General features: G+C 35.4%; 16 protein-coding genes, 7 tRNA genes and 1 rRNA gene. All 24 read right to left on the bottom strand.

Features of this window, described 5'->3' with window-relative positions:
* Positions 1–136 precede the first annotated feature (136 nt).
* Positions 137–212 (bottom strand) — tRNA-Ala (locus tag SH09_RS12635).
* 14 nt (positions 213–226) lie between these two features.
* A tRNA-Pro gene (locus tag SH09_RS12630) sits at positions 227–300 on the bottom strand.
* 28 nt (positions 301–328) lie between these two features.
* Positions 329–405: transfer RNA gene (locus SH09_RS12625), tRNA-Arg, on the bottom strand.
* Positions 406–418: 13 nt separating this feature from the next.
* A tRNA-Leu gene (locus SH09_RS12620) sits at positions 419–507 on the bottom strand.
* A gap of 9 nt (positions 508–516) precedes the next feature.
* Positions 517–591, bottom strand: a tRNA-Gly gene (locus SH09_RS12615).
* Positions 592–601: 10 nt separating this feature from the next.
* Positions 602–681, bottom strand: a tRNA-Thr gene (locus tag SH09_RS12610).
* Between the two features lie 9 nt (positions 682–690).
* Positions 691–766: transfer RNA gene (locus SH09_RS12605), tRNA-Val, on the bottom strand.
* 13 nt (positions 767–779) lie between these two features.
* Positions 780–894: ribosomal RNA gene (gene rrf, locus SH09_RS12600) — 5S ribosomal RNA — on the bottom strand.
* A 495-nt stretch (positions 895–1389) separates the two neighbouring features.
* A complete protein-coding gene (gene lysS, locus SH09_RS12595) occupies positions 1390–2877 on the bottom strand; it encodes a lysine--tRNA ligase (protein WP_042739999.1) in 1488 nt (495 codons plus the stop codon).
* A 256-nt stretch (positions 2878–3133) separates the two neighbouring features.
* A complete protein-coding gene (folK, locus tag SH09_RS12590; RefSeq protein WP_042739998.1) occupies positions 3134–3613 on the bottom strand; it encodes a 2-amino-4-hydroxy-6-hydroxymethyldihydropteridine diphosphokinase in 480 nt (159 codons plus the stop codon).
* On the bottom strand, positions 3613–3978 hold the full coding sequence (gene folB, locus SH09_RS12585; protein WP_042739997.1) for a dihydroneopterin aldolase: 366 nt from the start codon (positions 3976–3978) through the stop codon (positions 3613–3615). The genes folK and folB overlap by 1 nt, the downstream gene beginning before the upstream one ends.
* A complete protein-coding gene (folP, locus tag SH09_RS12580; RefSeq protein ID WP_042739996.1) occupies positions 3947–4759 on the bottom strand; it encodes a dihydropteroate synthase in 813 nt (270 codons plus the stop codon). The genes folB and folP overlap by 32 nt, the downstream gene beginning before the upstream one ends.
* 217 nt (positions 4760–4976) lie before the next feature.
* On the bottom strand, positions 4977–5912 hold the full coding sequence (gene cysK, locus SH09_RS12575; protein ID WP_042739995.1) for a cysteine synthase A: 936 nt from the start codon (positions 5910–5912) through the stop codon (positions 4977–4979).
* 156 nt (positions 5913–6068) lie between these two features.
* On the bottom strand, positions 6069–6950 hold the full coding sequence (gene hslO, locus SH09_RS12570) for an Hsp33 family molecular chaperone HslO (RefSeq protein ID WP_042739994.1): 882 nt from the start codon (positions 6948–6950) through the stop codon (positions 6069–6071).
* A gap of 210 nt (positions 6951–7160) precedes the next feature.
* Positions 7161–9245 carry an ATP-dependent zinc metalloprotease FtsH gene (gene ftsH, locus SH09_RS12565; RefSeq protein WP_042739993.1) on the bottom strand — a complete coding sequence of 695 codons (2085 nt, stop codon included), beginning with the start codon at positions 9243–9245 and terminating at the stop codon, positions 7161–7163.
* 321 nt (positions 9246–9566) lie between these two features.
* Positions 9567–10103 carry a hypoxanthine phosphoribosyltransferase gene (hpt, locus tag SH09_RS12560; protein ID WP_042739992.1) on the bottom strand — a complete coding sequence of 179 codons (537 nt, stop codon included), beginning with the start codon at positions 10101–10103 and terminating at the stop codon, positions 9567–9569.
* Positions 10104–10105: 2 nt separating this feature from the next.
* A complete protein-coding gene (gene tilS, locus SH09_RS12555; protein WP_042739991.1) occupies positions 10106–11395 on the bottom strand; it encodes a tRNA lysidine(34) synthetase TilS in 1290 nt (429 codons plus the stop codon).
* A 190-nt stretch (positions 11396–11585) separates the two neighbouring features.
* The gene (locus SH09_RS12550) at positions 11586–11984 is read right to left on the bottom strand and encodes a S1 domain-containing RNA-binding protein (protein ID WP_042739990.1); all 399 of its coding nucleotides are present in this window, start codon (positions 11982–11984) and stop codon (positions 11586–11588) included.
* 100 nt (positions 11985–12084) lie between these two features.
* Positions 12085–12483: an FtsB family cell division protein gene (locus SH09_RS12545; protein ID WP_042740000.1), complete on the bottom strand. Its 399-nt coding sequence runs from the start codon at positions 12481–12483 to the stop codon at positions 12085–12087.
* 19 nt (positions 12484–12502) lie between these two features.
* Entirely contained in the window at positions 12503–12766 is a 264-nt protein-coding gene (locus SH09_RS12540; RefSeq protein ID WP_042739989.1) for an RNA-binding S4 domain-containing protein, read from the bottom strand.
* On the bottom strand, positions 12763–13956 hold the full coding sequence (locus SH09_RS12535) for a MazG nucleotide pyrophosphohydrolase domain-containing protein (RefSeq protein ID WP_042739988.1): 1194 nt from the start codon (positions 13954–13956) through the stop codon (positions 12763–12765). The genes SH09_RS12540 and SH09_RS12535 overlap by 4 nt, the downstream gene beginning before the upstream one ends.
* Positions 13956–15497 carry a polysaccharide biosynthesis protein gene (locus SH09_RS12530; protein WP_042739987.1) on the bottom strand — a complete coding sequence of 514 codons (1542 nt, stop codon included), beginning with the start codon at positions 15495–15497 and terminating at the stop codon, positions 13956–13958. Before SH09_RS12530 ends, SH09_RS12535 begins: the two co-directional genes overlap by 1 nt.
* Positions 15484–18999, bottom strand: coding sequence for a transcription-repair coupling factor (gene mfd / locus SH09_RS12525; RefSeq protein WP_042739986.1), 3516 nt, complete (start codon positions 18997–18999; stop codon positions 15484–15486). The genes SH09_RS12530 and mfd overlap by 14 nt, the downstream gene beginning before the upstream one ends.
* Complete coding sequence (pth, locus tag SH09_RS12520) at positions 18996–19568, bottom strand: aminoacyl-tRNA hydrolase (protein ID WP_042739985.1); 573 nt, start codon at positions 19566–19568, stop codon at positions 18996–18998. The genes mfd and pth overlap by 4 nt, the downstream gene beginning before the upstream one ends.
* Positions 19569–19650 lie beyond the last annotated feature (82 nt).

The following is a 19650-nucleotide window of genomic DNA, read 5'->3' as shown; positions in this document are numbered from 1 at the left end:
GTTTGATTAGCTCATAAAATACTAATTTGTGTTATCATTAACACGTTTTTTGAACCAACGATTATCGTTGTGTTCGGAATTAACGTTGACATATTGCGATTCAGTTTTCAATGTTCATTTGAATAATTAAAAAATATGGTGGAGACTAGCGGGATCGAACCGCTGACCTCCTGCGTGCAAAGCAGGCGCTCTCCCATCTGAGCTAAGCCCCCATTTTTCAAAAGAGTCGGGAAGACAGGATTCGAACCTGCGACCCCTTGGTCCCAAACCAAGTGCTCTACCAAGCTGAGCTACTTCCCGTATATTTAAGTGGTGATTAATTTTAAAATGGCGCGCCCGATAGGAGTCGAACCCATAACCTCTTGATCCGTAGTCAAGCACTCTATCCAGTTGAGCTACGGGCGCTATTTTAAAAAGATGGTGCCGAGGACCGGAATCGAACCGGTACGGTGATCTCTCACCGCAGGATTTTAAGTCCTGTGCGTCTGCCAGTTCCGCCACCCCGGCAAAAATCAATGGAGCAGAAGACGGGATTCGAACCCGCGACCCCAACCTTGGCAAGGTTGTATTCTACCGCTGAACTACTTCTGCAAAGTGAAACTGGATGAGCCATAGAGGATTCGAACCTCTGACCCTCTGATTACAAGTCAGTTGCTCTACCAATTGAGCTAGGCCGGCTATTCATTTGAATGGTGGAGGATGACGGGTTCGAACCGCCGACCCTCTGCTTGTAAGGCAGATGCTCTCCCAGCTGAGCTAATCCTCCATTATGTTATAAAGCCTGGCAACGTCCTACTCTTGCGGAACGTAAGTCCGACTACCATCGGCGCTAAAGAGCTTAACTTCTGTGTTCGGCATGGGAACAGGTGTGACCTCTTTGCTATTGCCACCAGACAATTAACTTACTTAATCAATAATACATTGTTTATTTAATAAATGCAATGGTCAATTTTACACTGTGTTGATATTTTATTTACAAACGCTTTACAAAGCTTTCAATATCAACCAGTCGTTTTTGACGACTTTTTTATATTACTTCATTTCTGATTACAAGTCAATACTTTTTCGAAAAAATTATTATAAAGAAAAAACATTGTATTTGCAACCGGTCATTACTATCTTCGTCATCTCAACTCGACTTGAATAAGTTTATCACAGGAATACACTATATGCCATACCTTTTTTGGTATAGTTTTCTATTTTATTAGTCTTATATTACCTATTTGTATCTTATTACGCAAATTATTACTGGATCAACTTGGAAATTTTCAAATGTAATGTTCTTATTTATCATATTTCTTAATTACTTTTTAAATAGTAAAAGGTTGACCGTGGTAAATATACTCCGGCCAACCTCTTTTAATTGTTTCTATAATTTTATTGTACTTTCTATTTCTGTCTCATATAAGGGAATAATAATACATCTCTGATAGATGCTGAGTCAGTTAATAGCATTACTAATCTATCAATACCAATACCTAGTCCACCTGTTGGAGGCATACCGTATTCTAATGCTTCGATGAAATCTTCATCCATTTCATGTGCTTCATCATTACCTTGTTCTTTCTCTACTAATTGAGCTTCAAAACGCGCTCTTTGATCTATTGGGTCATTCAATTCAGTGAATGCATTACCATGTTCTCTACCAACGATGAATAATTCAAATCTATCAGTAAATCTTGGATCTTCTGGATTTTTCTTCGCTAATGGCGAAATCTCGATTGGATGACCGTAGATGAATGTTGGTTGTATTAATGTTTCTTCTACTTTTTGTTCAAAGAATTCATTAAGAATGTGACCATATTTCATATTATCTGTGATTTCAACACCGTGCTCTTTAGCTAAGTTTTTAGCCTCTTCGTCTGTTTTCACTGCGAAGAAATCTACGCCTGTTGCATCTTTAACTGCATCAGCCATATGCACGCGTCTCCATTTAGATTCTAAATCAATTGTTTCTTCTCCGTATTGAACTTTAGCAGTTCCCAACACTTTTTCAGAGATATGTCTAATCATATTTTCTGTTAAATCCATAATATCATGGTAATCAGCATATGCTTCATATAACTCAATCATTGTAAATTCTGGATTATGTCGAGTTGATACACCTTCATTACGGAACACACGTCCAATTTCATATACTTTTTCAAGGCCACCAACAATTAAACGTTTAAGATGCAATTCAATCGCAATTCGCATATATAATGTTGCATCTAGGGCGTTATGATGTGTTACGAATGGACGTGCAGCAGCACCACCAGCAATTTGATGCATCATTGGTGTTTCAACTTCTAAGAATCCTTCTTTATTTAAATAGTTACGCATTTCTTGCAAAATTTTACTACGATTAATAAAAGTTTGTGTACTATCTTGATTTGTAATTAAATCTAAATAGCGTTGACGATAACGTTGTTCTATGTCTTGTAAGCCATGGAATTTATCTGGCAATGGGCGTAGAGATTTAGTTAAAAGCGTAAATGATTTCGCTTTAACTGATAATTCCCCAGTGTTTGTTTTAAACATAACACCTTCAACACCGACGATATCTCCAAGGTCAGCAGCGTTCCATAATTCGAACTGTTCTTCTCCAACTTGGTCTTTTCTTACATAAATTTGAATTTGACCTGATAAATCTTGCACATGCGCAAATCCAGCTTTACCTTTACCACGTTTTGTCATTAAACGGCCTGCAATCGTAACATGACTATCGTCTTCTTTTTCTTGTAATTCTTCTTTAGAAAATTGATCCCAATCTGTATGCAATGGTTCTGCCATAGCAGTACGTTCAAATTTTTGGCCAAAGGGATCAATACCTAAATCGAATAATTCTTGTAATTTTTGGCGGCGGACCTGCATTTGGTCATTCATTTCTTCTGACATAACTGTCTCTCCTTTATGCTTCTTGTTCTACTTTTTTATTGTTTTGCTTTCAATTTAAAATCCATGAAATGTATCAATTATCATTCACTTGTAGCTTGGTTGGGCATTTTACTTAATTTACCAAAAACGTAATCACTATTAAAATGCTATTAGATATTTTTGCGCATTTTATAACGCAACCTTTTCACCATTCAATTCTACTAGACGATGCGAATGTAATAAAGTAATTTCAACTTATTCCTCAATTGAAAACTGCTCAATTTTTATACAACTTAACCGAATCGTCTGTATGCACTAAATTCCCTATCTTCTCATTAGAATTTGGTTCGACAACATCTGACGCAATATCATTTAAAGGAATTAATACGAAAGCACGTTCGAGCATACGTGGGTGTGGGACGATTAAATCTGCTTCATCTATTATATGATTTCCGTATAATAAAATATCAACATCTAATGTTCTAGGTCCCCAATGGATTTCTCTAACCCGATGTAGTTGTTGTTCTGTTTCCATACATACTTGCAATAATGCTTGTGCAGTTAATGAAGTTTGAATCTCTAAACAAAGGTTTAAAAATTGCGGTTGCTCAACATAACCAACTGGCTCTGTTTCATATATTGGCGAGACTTTAGTAACGGTAATACCATTAGTCGCATTCAAAATACGAATTGCCTCATCTAATTGCGCTGCTCTGTCTCCTACATTACTACCTAAACCTAAATACGCGTTAATCATTAGCGATTCTCCCTCACTATTTCAATCCCGACACCATCATAATGACCAGGGATAGGTGGATTCTCTTTAGTGATTCTAACTTTCGTTTCCATTACACGATTATAGTGTGAATTTATACGTTTTGCAATACGTTCAGCTAGATGCTCTAATAAATTTACAGGCTCCCCTTCCATGATAGCCTTTACATCTTCAAATACTTCACCATAGTGCACTGTATCCGTTACTTGATCTGATTCACCAGCTGGTTTCAAGTCTACCTTTAGAGTAATATCTACAATAAAAATTTGTCCGATTTCATTTTCAGCAGGTAATGCACCATGATAACCATAAAATTTAAGACCGTTCAGAAATATTGTATCGCTCATCGTCATTCTCCTTTAAGTAATCCATACTGTGACTAATACGTGCATTCAACTGAACATTGTGCACTCTAACTGCTTTTACGCCTTTCATTATACCATAGGCTGTAGTTGCTGCTGTCGCCTCATCTCGTTCAGTTGGCGTCGTTTCTGTACCTATCATTTCCTTAATAAACCTTTTTCTACTTGTAGCAAGCAATACCGGATAATCTGTTGCTACCAGTTCATCTAAGCGCGACATTACTTCACGTTCTTCTATACGTGTTTTAGCAAAACCAATGCCCGGGTCAATCCATATTTTATGTTGAGGAATGCCTTTCAATTCTGCTTTATTAGCTTGTTTTAACAAATATAACAACATTTCTTCCATTACAGGTTCAGTTCGATTACCATCACCATTATGCATCAACACAATCTCACCATGATACTTTGCCACAACATCAAATATACGCTCATCATAAATACCAGCCCATTGATCATTGATCATCTCAACGCCTAAATCCATTACTGCTTCCGCTACTTCACTACGGTATGTATCAACAGAGAGCTTCACATCAAGTTTAGTTAATGCTTTCACTACAGGAATTACGCGTTGCATTTCTTCATCAACAGTGATTTCTTCATAACCCGGACGTGTGGATATACCACCTATATCTATGATATCAACACCTTCTGCTATCATTTCTTCTGCTCTTTGTACCGCACTTTCTACAGTATTATATTTACCACCATCCGAGAAAGAGTCTGGAGTTACATTTAATATACCCATTATTTTTGTCCGTGTCATAGTTGATTACTTCCTTTCACTACTATTTGTTAAAAGTCGATATTTATCTTGTACGTTTCTATAATAACGTTTATTGTCTATTTTTTCAGTGTCGAATACTTAAGTATGGTGTCTTAAATATAATTTATATTCATTTTCTATTCTCTTATGCGCATTAGCACACAAAAAAACCGGCACACACATCTCAATGTGGCCGGTAATTACACCTAAATTAATTCTAGTCTTCGAAAGAATATAACGGTGTTGAAAGGTAACGTTCACCGTTACTAGGTAATACAGTAACAACTGTTTTACCTTTTCCTAATTCTTTGGCTTTTTGAATTGCTGCGTAAATCGCTGCCCCTGAAGAAATACCACCTAAAATACCTTCTTCTTTAGCAACTTTACGTGAAGTTTCCATAGCAATTTCATTACCTACTTTAATAATTTCGTCATAGATATTTGTGTTTAATGTGTCAGGTACGAAACCAGCGCCTAAACCTTGTAATTTATGTGGTCCAGGTTCTCCACCACTTAATACTGGTGAATCTTCTGGTTCAATAGCTACTAAATTGATATCTGGATATTTTTCTTTTAAGACTTTACCAGCACCACTTAATGTTCCGCCAGTACCTACACCCGCTAAGAATGCATCGATTGTTTTACCTTCAAATTGCTCAACTAATTCAGGACCAGTTGTTAATTCATGGACACGAGGATTTGCTGGGTTCTCGAATTGTTGTGGTTCAAAGTAACCAAACTCTTCTTTAAGTTCTTTGGCTTTCTTGATTGCACCTTTCATTGCTTCTGAACCTGGCGTTAACACTAATTCAGCGCCATATGCTTTTAATAAGTTGCGGCGTTCTTGACTCATTGTCTCAGGCATTGTAAAGACTGCTTTATAACCTTTTGCTGCACATACAAATGCTAAACCGATTCCTGTGTTACCACTTGTTGGTTCAACGATAGTGTCACCTGGTTTAATTTTGCCAGCTTTTTCAGCTTCTTCAATCATTGCTAATGCGATACGATCTTTTACTGATCCACCTGGATTTTGATATTCAAGTTTTACATAAACGTCTGCTGAATTCTCATCTACAACGTTGTTTAATTTAACTACCGGTGTATTACCGATAACTTCTACAATATTATTTACTGGTTTGTTGTTTGTCATTAGTAAAGCTCCTTTTCGTTAAAAAGTTCAAATGCATACTTTTTTTATCGGATATAGTATATATTTTATCAGATTTTTCTGTAAATACAACTATGAAACCTTAATTTTATTATTTCACTTTACTTTAAAAACCTACCAAGCCCTATATGACAGTAATTAATTTTTATTTTCTAGCAATGCTTCTAATTCATTTTCTGTAAAATTATACTTCGTTCTACAAAAATGACATTCTGCTTCTGCACCATGGTCTTCGTTAATCATACTAATAATTTCTGCTTCACCTAAACCTTTAATTGCAGTTAAAAATTTATCATGACCGCAATTACATTCGAATTGAGCTGGTACATTCTCTAATATTTGTACATTTTCTTCACCTAAAATTTCAAAAAGTAATTCTTCAGGTGTGAGTCCTTGATCAATAAGTTTAGACACTGGTGTCATATTATTAATCGCGTCTTCTAATTTAGTTATAGTCGCATCTTCTGCACCAGGCATTACTTGTAATATAAAGCCGCCAGCAGCTTTAATTGAATTATCAGGATTAACGAGTACACCTAGACCAACAGAGGAAGGTGTTTGTTCACTCTTAGCAAAATAATAAGTGAAGTCCTCACCTAATTCTCCAGATACAATTGGACTAGATCCAGAAAAGTAATCTTTCATGCCGACATCTTTAACTACAGTTAACGCTCCTTCTGTCCCTACTGCTCTGCGTACATCTAGTTTACCGATATCATTTAGCGGAAAGTGAGTCTGTGGGTTTGTTACATAACCTCTTACATTTCCTTTGGCATCTGCATCAGCAATAATTTTACCAATTGGCCCTTGGCCATCTACTGTTACAGTAAGTTTTTGGTTCCCTTTTAACATTGCTCCCATCATTAATGTAGCTGTCATTGTTCTACCAAGTGCAGCTGAAGCTGTCGGCCATGTATAATGTCGCGTTTGAGCTTCTTGCACACTTTCTGTTGTCAGCGCACTATACGCACGTATTTGTCCTCCAAAAGCTAATGCTTTCACAATATAATCTTTCGTCATTACATCATTTCTCCTTTTATTTGCTCATGTGTCATTGCGATATTGCACACATTGTGTTCATTTCATATTTTAGTTCAATTTATTTTACTGGTTCACCTTAAAAAATGCTAAATATTTGTTTACGCAAAATATTTTCTATTTCAAGTAATAATAAAACGCCTCTTTCTACTATCCACTATGATAGCAAAAAGAGACGTCTTTGTTCAGTCATTAATTTCTGTTACTTGGATCGTTAGGATCACTTGGATTGCTAGGTTTGTCGATATTTGGTGATTGTTCGTGTCCAGTTGTATCACGATCACCTTCATTATCGTCTTCTTCATCTTCTTGACGGTTATCTTTACTTACATCATTTAATGATTGCTCTTTACGAACATCCTCATATGATTTACCGTATTTTCCGTCTTTGAATTCAGAGTCTTCTTTATTAACTACCTCAGCACTGTCATAATCTACTTCAGGTAATACACCATCGTAGAATAATGAATGGATTTGTTCAGCGACTAAAGTTTCTTCAGTTAATAATGATTCAGCAATCAACTTCAATTGTGATTTGTGTTCTAGCAAGATATCTTTACAACGATCATATTGTTCTTTGATGATACGTTGTACCTCTTTATCAATTTCATAAGCAATTTGTCCAGAATATTCTGGTTCACCTTGCATATCTTTACCAAGGAATACTTGACCATTACTGCTACTAGAGAACTGAATTGGACCAAGTTTCTTACTCATACCATATTCAGTAACCATTTGACGTGCGATTTGCGTTGCACGTTCAAAGTCATTTGATGCACCTGTTGATACTTCATTAAAGTTAATATCCTCAGATACACGACCACCTAGCAGACCACAAATCTTATCTAATAATTCTGGTTCAGTCATCAAGAATCTATCTTGCTTAGGTAACATCATTGCATAACCACCAGCTTGACCACGTGGTACGATTGTAACTTTATGCACGACTTCTGCTTCGTCTAATACCATACCAATAATTGTGTGACCAGCTTCATGATGAGCTACAATATTACGTTCTTTCTTAGAAATAACACGTGATTTCTTAGCAGGACCAGCGATTACACGGTCTGTTGCTTCTTCAATATCACGCATGTCAATTTTCTTCTTACCTTCACGCACTGCAATTAATGACGCTTCATTAAGTAAGTTTTCTAAATCTGCACCAGAGAACCCTGGCGTTCTTTGAGAAATGGCTTTCAAGTCTACTGTCTCATCTAATGGTTTATTCTTAGAATGTACATGAAGAATTGCTTCACGACCTTTAACATCTGGACGTCCAACTTGAATTTGTCTGTCAAAACGACCTGGACGTAATAATGCAGGGTCAAGAATATCTGGTCGGTTAGTTGCAGCAATCATTATGATACCTTCATTCTCACCGAAACCATCCATTTCAACAAGTAATTGGTTAAGTGTTTGTTCACGTTCATCGTGACCCCCACCAACACCAGCACCACGTTGACGACCTACTGCATCAATCTCATCAATGAAAATGATACATGGTGCATTTTTCTTAGCATTTTCAAATAAATCACGTACACGGCTCGCACCGACACCGACAAACATCTCAACAAAGTCAGAACCACTAATTGAGAAGAACGGTGTGCCAGCTTCACCAGCTACTGCTCGCGCAAGTAATGTTTTACCTGTACCAGGAGGGCCAACTAATAACACACCTTTAGGTATGCGTGATCCCATTTGCTTAAATTGCTTATTATCTTTTAAGAAGTCTACAATTTCAACTAACTCTTGTTTTTCTTCATCTGCACCTGCTACATCAGAGAAGCGTACACGTTTTTTCTGACTGTCGTACATTTTAGCTTTGGATTTACCAAAGTTCATCATACGACCGCCACCGCCGCCGCCACCTTGAGCTTGGCTAAGGAAGAAAATAAATAAAAGAGCAATTATTAATACTGGAATGAGCGTTGTTAAAATACTAACAAACACGCTTTGTTTTTCTTCTTCTTTAACTGTAAATTTCAATCCATCTTGACTTTGTGCTTTATCAGTTATTTTTTCAAGTTCTTTATCATTGTTATATAAAATAGTTGAAGAATAATCTTCACCTTTTTTCGTTTTACCGCTTACCATATAGACATTTTGTTCTGGTTGGATTTCAAGTGTCTTAAGATCACCTTTATCTAACTGCTTTACAAATTGGTTATATGTAAGTTGCTTTGGCATATTTCCATTGCCGTTGAGCCACGAAAACAAGCCGAATATAATAACGCCAATGATTGCAATAACTAGCACATTACGAAAGGCCTTCTGCATGCGTCGTTTCCTCCTACTTCAATAATAAAACTAACAAAAATTGTAACATAACGCGTCTGCCAAAGGCTAGTATTTCAACTTTTGCGCGTCGTTTACAATCCATGCTGTTTTAGTTTAATTTTTAAATTATTTCCCCATAAACACCAACTAAAACTACTAACTTAAAATACTTATATTATATCGTATCAATTGTCGTAATATATTAACCAAAATCCGTTTTATATTAATAAATTTTCAATTGATTAATATTAGACAATTTTATTAGGTTAGAAATTATAGTATACAATAACTTTGTAATTGAATAAATTTAGTTGCTTATGCTTATGAGTAAACTTCAGGCTTTAGTGTACCAATATATGGCAAGTTTCTATAATGCTCAGCATAATCCAAACCATAACCAACAACAAATTCATCAGGAATTTTTTTACCGACATATTTAGCTTCGATATTTGCTTTACGGCGGTTAGGCTTATCTAACAGCGTCACGATTTCTAATGAATTTACGCGTCGTGACTGCAATAATTCTGTGATTGACTTTAATGTAGTACCTGTTTCTAAGATATCTTCGATAATTAATACATCTTTATTTTCTATTGAAGAACCTAAATCTTTTAAAATTTGAACTTCACCTGTCGATTCTGTACCACCGTGATAACTTGAAACATCCATAAAATCAATTGCCAAGTGTGTATCAATTCGTTTGATCAAGTCTGCCATAAACATGACTGACCCTTTCAATATTCCGATACAAACTAATGGCTTTCCTTGATAATCCTTTGTAATTTGTTCGCCCAAATCTTTACAAATTTGGTTAATATCTTCTTCACTTAATAATATTTCTTTCAAATCATCACGCATTGTTATTCCTCTCCCATATTACTTATTGATATTAATTCATTATATTTTTGCTTTAAAAACAAAGTCCCAACTGCAATTATTTCTTCATCGGCAGTAACTATTACAGGCATTTCTTCACGTTGTCGTTGTATTATTTTCTCATCAATAAATAACCTGCTCACCTTTTTATGCCCAGTGCTACCATTCAATTCATATTTATCGCCAACTTGTCTTGTTCTTATAGTTAATGGAAATTCATCTTGTGGTAAGTCAGCTTGAATTTCAATATTATAGCGACTAAAAGTATATGTGCCTGGTTGATTGACCTTTATCTGAGAAAGCGCTTGTTCATAATTAGCCATTAAGATAAATTTATCATAAGCGATATGAATTATCCATTTATCTGTAGTGTATAATGTGCATTGTGCATGGTTACTTGCTATTTGTGTTAGCCATGATTCATACATCTTTTCAGATATCGGTTGTTCTAACGCTAATTTATCAATTAATTTATCTAATACAACTATTTTAACAGTATGTCGCAATTTTAAAAATTCACTTCTAGAAAAATGGATTTCATGATTGTTTGTCTCTGCTTTAACCTTATTTAATATAAAGTGATCTGCTTCTTGATGTATTACATTCAATTGTTCATCATGCCAAGCTTTTAATTTCAGCAATTGTTGTGTCGACAATTGTCTGTTTTCATCTATTGCTGGCAATAAACGATTACGGATGTCGTTTCTGACATATTGATTATCTTGATTTGTTTCATCTTCAAAAAATGGTACGTGTTGTTCATGCTGATAAGTTCGGATTTCTGATTTAGATACCGCTAACAAGGGTTTAGCAAGTACATAATTCTTTCTAAGAATACATTCATCCATACCCAACTTACTTCTCGTAGAACGACCGGTCATAACCCGATAAAATATCGTTTCAATCTGATCATCTAAGTGATGTGCAGTAAGTAACACATCCGCTTCAAGTTCTTCCATCATTTGATCAAACCATGCATACCGCAATGTACGTGCCTCATTTTCTATACTATTACCTGCTGCAATGACATGGGATAAATCTAATTCATGCACAAATAAGTCAACGCCATGTTGCTTACAATAACGTTGCATAAATGCCTGTTCTGTTTTAGCAGCTGTTCTTATTCCGTGATTAACATGTAAACATGTAATTTGGCGATAGGTTTGACGATAGTTGGTCAACAGTTGATGTAATAACACCATACTATCCACGCCTGTGGAAATCGCTAGCACAATATGGCTATCACTATGCCATGCATTTGTATTCACTTCCACATTTTCCACCTCACTCACATAAATAATAAACTACGCCTACAGTACAATTAACTATACAATAAAAAAGAGACTGTTTCCTCAAATAAGAAAACAGTCTTTGATTGATAGCGACAAACTTATTTATATCTTACAAGCTTATTTCCAACAACCTTCTATATTTCCTTGAAACAGCCTTTATATTCTATAACGATTAGCGCTTAGCGCCTTTTCCACCACGTCTAGATTCTGTTTGACGTTTAATAGAAGTTAACTTATCTTCACTGTCTTTCAAAAAGTTAGTTAATTTCTTCTCAAAATCTTCTGCTTTTTGTTGTGGTTGTTTATAACTTGGTTTACTTTGAGGTTTACGAGGACGATCTTTTGCTTTTTTAATTGAAAGACTAATCTTTCCATCATCAGCGATTGACAATACTTTAACTTCAACTTCATCTCCGACAGTTAAATGATCTTCTACGTTTTCTACGTAATTATCCGCAACCTCACTTATGTGAACTAAGCCACTTTTCCCTTCAGGAAGTTCGACAAACGCGCCAAACTTTTTAATTCCAGTGACTTTACCTTTAAGCTTGTTTCCTACTTCGATTGACATAGTGTAAATAAATCCTCCCGATTCGTTTCGATTTTAACTTTATTATATGCCTGTTTACACAATTTAACAATGGTATTATGATTCAAAAAAATAAATTTTCTTATTTATCTTCTTTAGACGATTTTTCTTGGCCTGTGCTTTTATCCCCAGGCAACTTAAATACAACTTCGCCATCATTACTTAAATAATAATCATCGCGTGCAATTTTTTCTATATAACTTTTATCATTTAGATTATTTAATTTCTCTTTTAACGCTAATTCTTCATCTTGTTGCTTTTGGTATTTTTGTTCCTTTTGTTGACGTTCTACTGCATCGTCATTGTTACTCTGAATTTGAGTGACAAGCATTATGGACAAAATGATGATAATAGCTAACAATATGCCACCAAAGAATGTCACACGTTTACGCACAACGCGATTTCTCATTCTTTGTTGTTGTTTTTTTCTATTTTCTGCAGAGGTATACGTATTACCTATTTGTTCAACCTTTTTACTCATTCGCTTGTCACCACCTTTTTTAATTTTCACTGACTTTTTCTTCTTTAATAATTTCATACATGCCCTTTGCATTTTCTTTTGTAGCATGTTCACTAAGTCCTGTTACTTTGACAGTAACTATTTTTTGACCAAAACGAATCACTAATTCATCTGTTTCCTTTACGTCAGTACCTGCTTTGGCAACTGAACCGTTTACAGTTATGCGTCCTTGGTCACTGATTTCTTTCGCCAGTGTTCTACGTTTAACTAGTCTAGATACTTTGAGATATTTGTCTAATCTCATATTTCGTCTCCTCCTTGCTCTAAAATATTTTTTAAAGCTGCCTCATCAAGTGTCTTATTTTTGGTTTTATCATACATCTTCAAGAAATGCTCTGCAAATACTTTTTCAAACTTCACTCTATCAACTTTACCCTCTTTTGATTTCGCTGTTGACCAAATTTGCTTTAAATCTTCTATGTTATTGGCCTCTTCATCAGCAAAAATATGTGGGTGTCTGCGAATCATTTTAGCCGATAAACTCTCAACGATTTCGTTAATATCAAAATATCCATACTTCTTACCAATACTTGCATGTAGTAGTACTTGCAACAGAATGTCGCCCAATTCTTCGATCATATGCCAATCATCTTCATTATCGATTGCTTCAAACAACTCAAATGTTTCTTCCAATAAGTAACGCTTTAATGATTGATGCGTTTGTTCTTTATCCCAAGGACAACCGTGTTCATCATCTACTAATTGTTCAATAATTTCAGTAGCAAAGTAGAAGTCACTATAGTATTCGCTATCTTGCGTTAATCTAGGAAGAAAGACACTTGTAAGGTTTGTAAATCGTGCCTCTTCATGATCCAATTCGTAAAGCGGCACTGCAGTAACTTGCGCTTCATTCCCCTTTGCACCATCTACTATATATACGATATGTTCATCTTTATAACGTTCCATTAATGTCACTTTCAAATCGCCAGCAACCATTGCGCTATATACTTGCGTAATGAGTGTATGATTACGGCCATTTAATTGATTAGCCTTGATTGAAGTAGCATCAAGCATAGTAAAACCGTCGTTTGGATCTATTTTTACCGCTTCAAATATATCATCGATAAAACTTTTCCCACCTAAAATTTCTACTTCAATATTATCATGTGTTGCTGCATAGGCTTCTAATTTAGAAGTTGTCGTTTCCGCAACTCTAGGATGCCCTGGCACAGTATAAACAATCGTTTCATTTTTACTCGCTTCTAACAATTGATTCACAATTGTATCGTAAACATCATCGAAAGTTGTATTATTTTCATAAACAGCATCAAAACCTTGAAATTCGATACCTTCATCTTGTAAAGATGCAATAACTGGGTGTTCTAATGTTCTAGTAAATACTCGAGGCTGATTTTTCAAAAATTTATAAATACCTAAAGGCAAGTCATCTAAACCATAGTTTCCTAGACCTACAATCGTAATATGTTGTGTCATTAACGTTTCCCTCTCTTCATATGATAAAGCTTATCTCCAAATGGCAAATGTTTTAACTCTCTATAGCTCAACAATTGCATTTGCACAATTGCCAATATAATGACACCAATTCCTACCATCGCTGCAATTAGCAATTCGATGAGACCACCGATACGTGAATCAGTAGAAATGACAAATAATGTACATTGTACAGCTACAGTTAACAAGACCATTGTTGCAATTAACTTTAGTACAAATTGAGTCATTGATTGAAATTTATAATGCTTTAATACTTGGTAATGTAATAATATTACAAATACAATGAGTGAGAGTACAGTACTTACACTACCGCCTAACATCAATAATTGTGGAATTAATAGGATATTTAACAACACTTTGCATATAATCCCAATTATAAATGCGATAAACACTGGTTTCACCTTTTGTCTAACTTGTAATAACGCAATATCTATCATGATCAAAGATACACAGATTACCGTCAACATATATATAGCCAATGTTCCGGTTAAGCTGTCATATTTAAAAAACACACTATTCATTAATGGCAATAAATTTATCAAACCGATACCTGCAGCAACACTAATAAGGACTGTTATTTTTATCGATGCATTTGCATAGCGATTGATTAACACATGCTGTTGTTCCTTTATCGCTTCTGTCAATAATGGAATGAGTACAAAGCTAAACGTCGTAGTCACAATCAATCCCATTTGAATAAACGAGGCACCGCGATCATAGATTCCTTTTTGAGTAGCAGCATCCTGAAAGTCTAAACCAGTATGCATAAGTGCATGCAGCACAGTAAAACTATCCACCACTTGCCAAACAATAACGATTAACTGACTGACAGCAAAAACGACAATCGCAATAGTCAACTGTTTCCACGCTATATCAGCTTTGCGTTTCACAACTTTGAAAGGTCTTTTCTGCATTAAAAATAAACTCGATGCTAGAAAGCCAGCTGCCGAACCTGCGATTGCTAACATGCCTGACTGATAGATTGACCAATGTTGCAACAAGTATAGCAATACGGCAATCATAATAATACCGACCCGGACAACTTGCTCAATCACTTGTGACATCGCTGGTATATTCATCTCATGTTGCGCTTGATAATAACCTCTCAACACGCCTAACACACCGACAAACAGATAACTAAAGCTTGCTGCTCTCAACATGGGTGCTAAATTTACATCTCCCATCAATATCGCTATCCATTTGGCACTGATTAATAACATAATAAAAAATATACCGCTGAAAATTTGCAAGACAAACAATACATTCGTGTATTGCTTATCCTTGCCTGATGAGCCAAACGTCTGAGTCACAGCACTAGGAATGGCATTCATTGTCAATATAACGCCTAATGCAACAATTGGATATATTTGTTGATATGCATATAAACCTTCATCACCTAATATATTTTGATAAGGTATGCGATAAATTGCACTCAACACTTTGACTATAATGAGTGCTACTGTTAGAACTACAACACCATTAAATGCAGAACGTTGCGTTTCATGTTGCTTATTCTGCTTCATCAGCAAATTCCATACTTTCTTCAATACATTTAGCTAAGAATTTTAAATTTTCGAGCCAAGTCTTAGTTTTATTTAGTGTCACCTTCATTTTACCATCTTGGACACCTACTTTCATCGCTCGTCCAAGTGGTTGTGTATGTTTAAATAGGCTCTCACCATTGATTTCAGTCGTTCCCTTTTCAGACATATACACTTCGACTTGCTTGCCAGTATCCTTGATCAATGTAACACCAGCATGTAGGGCATGAACCTTAATTTCCATCATATCTAATAAACGTTCCACTTCAACCGGATATTCATTAAAGCGATCTATTAATTCATCTTTAACGTCCATTAATTGTGCTTCGGTCTCAATTTTACGTAATTTCTTATATATTTCTATCTTAGCTTGTTCATTTTGAATATATTCTGCCGGTAAATACGCATCGATATTCAATTCTATTTCAACTTCTGGTGCATCTGCTTGTTCTTCAGTAATTCCTCGTTTTTCATTTACTGCTTCTTCTAACATTTGTGAGTATAAGTCAAAGCCGACAGAATCAATAAAGCCGTGCTGTTGTTTACCTAGAAGATTACCCGCGCCTCGAATATTTAAATCGCGCATTGCAATTTTGAAACCAGAACCTAGTTCTGTAAACTCTTTAATTGCTTGCAAACGCTCTTCTGCTGACTCTGTCAAAACTTTATTCGTAGGATGTAAAAAGTACGCATAACCTATACGACTAGAACGTCCAACTCTACCTCTCAATTGATATAACTGGCTCAATCCAAAGCGATCAGCATCTTCTATGATTAATGTATTAGCATTTGGTACATCTACGCCTGTTTCAATAATCGTCGTCGTCACAAGAATGTCGTATTCATGATTAATGAATCCTAACATTGTTTCTTCTAAATCACGTTCACTCATCTGACCATGGGCCACTCCAATATTAGCGTCCGGCATAAGCATCTGTAATTGTTCGCGTTTCTCATATATAGACTGCACTTTATTGTATAAATAGAATACTTGTCCTTCTCTAGAAACCTCTCGTTCTAAAGCTTCTTTAATAAAGTTAGCATTTTGTTCTAAGACATATGTTTGCACAGGGAAGCGATTTTCAGGTGGTGTCTCAATTACCGATAAGTCTCTAACACCTAACATACTCATGTGTAAGGTTCTTGGAATTGGCGTTGCCGTTAAAGTTAAAACATCTACATTAGTCTTTAATGTCTTGATACGTTCTTTATGTCTAACGCCAAAGCGCTGTTCCTCATCGACAATTAACAAGCCTAAGTCTTTATAATGGATATCCTTACCTAGTAGTTTATGTGTACCTACTACGATATCTACAAAGCCAGACTTCAATCCCTCTTTCGTTTCTTTAATTTCCTTTGTAGTTCTAAATCTACTGATTAATTGAATTTCGACTGGAAAATCTTGCATACGCTCTATCAATGTTTCATAGTGTTGCTGCGCCAAAATAGTCGTAGGTACTAAAAATGCAACTTGCTTACCTTCCATTACTGCTTTAAACGCTGCACGAACTGCTACTTCTGTCTTACCATAACCTACGTCACCACAAAGTAATCTATCCATTGGCTTTTCAACTTCCATGTCACCTTTAATTTCATCGATTGATTTACTTTGATCGGGTGTTAACTCATAAGGGAAATCTAATTCAAAATCATTTTGTTCTGCTGTGTCTGGTCCGTATTTATAACCAACAGACATTTCACGTTCTTTATATAATTCGATAAGCTCATCAGCTATATCTTCAACACTTTGTTGTACTTTGGCTTTTGTTTTTTTCCATTCTGTTCCACCTAATTTATTTAACTTAGGTGATTTATCTTCTGAGGCAACATATTTCTGAACTTGATCCATTTGGTCTACAGGTACAAAGAGTTGATCCGTACCCTTATATTGCAATTTGATATAGTCCTTATGAACACCTGCAACTTCAAGTGTTTCTACACCCAAATAACGACCAACACCATGGTGTACATGGACAATATAGTCACCGACCTTTAGGTCTTGATATGATTTGATTTTTTCTGCATTCGTTAACGTTTTCTGTTGCTTCGGTTTCTTTTTTTGCTTGGATTTAAACAATTCTCGCTCTGTTACAACGACAAGTTGCATATATGGTAATTCAAAGCCTTCAGACAAGCTGCCTTCTGTAATGATTGCGCTTCCCGTTTGATGGTTATCACTCACAGTATCTACAAAAGTCGGAATATGCATTTCATTTAGCATTGACTGAATTCGCTCTTTTTTCACTTCTGTTTCTGCTAAAACCACTACAGTATAGTCATTTTTGATATAACGCTGGAATTCTGAACGCATAATATCGTACTGACCATAAAATTGTTGCACTGGTTTACACGAGAACTTAATAATACTTTGAATTGGCACTGACATCGTTGCAGTAAATAACGTAAAGTAAGTTACTGGATGACGCTTCAACAATGTTTCAAAACCATCATAAGCTAAGAAAGTTTGACCGATAAATCCTTTACCACTTTCAATTAAATTTTGAATAAATTCATCTACTTCTGTCGTTAATGTCGTCTCTGTTTCTTTGACTCTATTAAATTCATCAACTGCTATAATTGCATCAGATTTGAAGTAATCCATAATCGTAGCAGGAGACTCATACATAAACGCAACCAATCGTCGTAAGACTTGATGATCAAATAATGAGTCTTCAAATAATTTGAAACTTTCATATGTTTCTTTCAAATCATTACGTACTGCTTTGTCTATTTTAGGCCTTGTCATTTCATAGGCTTCTTTTAACTTTTGCTTTGTGTGACTAATCACTTCATCAGTAATGATATAGTCACTCGCAGTTGTGATTTCTACACTTTCTAAATTAGACTCTGAACGTTGTGTCTCAACGTCAAAATCACGAATTGAATCGATTTCAGTAGCAAAGAGTTCTATTCTTACTGGGTCACCTATCAGTGGATAAATATCGATAATACCACCGCGTAATGAGAATTCTCCTATATGGGACACGACACTTTCCCTACGATAGCCCATGTTTACTAGTTTATTTAATAACGCATCAATATCAATGTCATCTCCTACAGAGAGCGACATTTGATGTGCTTGCCACATATCTACAGGCGTCAACCATTTTTTCAATCCGTTTAATGGTACGATAAATAAGCCTCTCTTTTCTTGAGCAAGTGCCGTTAATGTACGTACACGTTCACTCATAAATTGAGGGCTTTGTGTTGAGAATTCTTCGGTCATGATATCTTGCAATGGATATTTATAAATATGCTCTGCATCAACAAATTGTAACAAGTCATTTTCCAACTTATCTGCTTGATACAAGTTATTTGTAACAACTAATAACTGCTTAGAGCTATTCAAATATTTCTCAGATATAATTGTTGCTTTAGCAGCCGAAGATAAGCCGGTAACGAGGACATTTTCCTTACCGAACACTTCATTAAGTTCTTGATAACGTTTGTCTTCATTTATATATTCTGTAATTATCGATTTCAATTTACTTCACCATTATATTCATTCATCACGTTATCAAAGCGAGATGTTTCAATAAATGCTTCAACTGCACGTGCAGAATGTTCTATTACTTTATTCATTGTTTTCATTTCTTGGTCTGAAAATCTTTGTAATACATAATCAACAATTGCCATACCATTTGAAGGGCGATCCACACCGATACGAATACGTTTAAATTGATCAGTGCCTAAGGCTTGTATAATTGACTTCATGCCATTATGTCCACCTGCACTACCCTTTTGTCGTAAGCGTATCTCACCTTGTGGTAAATCCAGATCATCATATAACACAAGTAAGTCATCTATGTCGATATCATAATATTTCATTAATGGTCCTACCGCTTCACCAGATAAATTCATTAATGTTAAGGGTTCAATAAACATTACCTTTTCACCAGCGATGCGCTCAATTGTATACGCGCCTTTAAACTTTTGTTTATCTAGCGTAAATTGATTACGTTCTAAAAGATAATCTATAACTTCAAAGCCAATATTGTGTCTTGTTAATTCAAAACGTTTCCCAATATTACCTAAGCCTACAATACACTTCATCAAGTTACCTCCATTTTTACTATACCTTTGAAATACAAACAATTAAGTAGCCATTTGTAAAGCAAAGACTCTACATTTTTCT

The organism is Staphylococcus gallinarum (genome assembly GCF_000875895.1).
GTDB classification, from domain to species: Bacteria; Bacillota; Bacilli; order Staphylococcales; family Staphylococcaceae; genus Staphylococcus; species Staphylococcus gallinarum.
The sequence above is the reverse complement of the archived record's forward strand: the minus strand, read 5'-3'. Positions and strand labels throughout refer to the sequence as shown.

Coding starts and splice junctions, on each gene's coding strand:
- SH09_RS12530 (WP_042739987.1), bottom strand. CDS start 15,497: ATGAAGCAGAATAAGCAACATGAAACGCAACGTTCTGCATTTAATGGT.
- pth (WP_042739985.1), bottom strand. CDS start 19,568: ATGAAGTGTATTGTAGGCTTAGGTAATATTGGGAAACGTTTTGAATTA.
- SH09_RS12545 (WP_042740000.1), bottom strand. CDS start 12,483: ATGAGTAAAAAGGTTGAACAAATAGGTAATACGTATACCTCTGCAGAA.
- SH09_RS12535 (WP_042739988.1), bottom strand. CDS start 13,956: ATGACACAACATATTACGATTGTAGGTCTAGGAAACTATGGTTTAGAT.
- hpt (WP_042739992.1), bottom strand. CDS start 10,103: ATGCGTGATGATTTGAAAGAAATATTATTAAGTGAAGAAGATATTAAC.
- SH09_RS12550 (WP_042739990.1), bottom strand. CDS start 11,984: ATGTCAATCGAAGTAGGAAACAAGCTTAAAGGTAAAGTCACTGGAATT.
- lysS (WP_042739999.1), bottom strand. CDS start 2,877: ATGTCAGAAGAAATGAATGACCAAATGCAGGTCCGCCGCCAAAAATTA.
- cysK (WP_042739995.1), bottom strand. CDS start 5,912: ATGACAAACAACAAACCAGTAAATAATATTGTAGAAGTTATCGGTAAT.
- folP (WP_042739996.1), bottom strand. CDS start 4,759: ATGACACGGACAAAAATAATGGGTATATTAAATGTAACTCCAGACTCT.
- folB (WP_042739997.1), bottom strand. CDS start 3,978: ATGAGCGATACAATATTTCTGAACGGTCTTAAATTTTATGGTTATCAT.
- folK (WP_042739998.1), bottom strand. CDS start 3,613: ATGATTAACGCGTATTTAGGTTTAGGTAGTAATGTAGGAGACAGAGCA.
- hslO (WP_042739994.1), bottom strand. CDS start 6,950: ATGACGAAAGATTATATTGTGAAAGCATTAGCTTTTGGAGGACAAATA.
- SH09_RS12540 (WP_042739989.1), bottom strand. CDS start 12,766: ATGAGATTAGACAAATATCTCAAAGTATCTAGACTAGTTAAACGTAGA.
- ftsH (WP_042739993.1), bottom strand. CDS start 9,245: ATGCAGAAGGCCTTTCGTAATGTGCTAGTTATTGCAATCATTGGCGTT.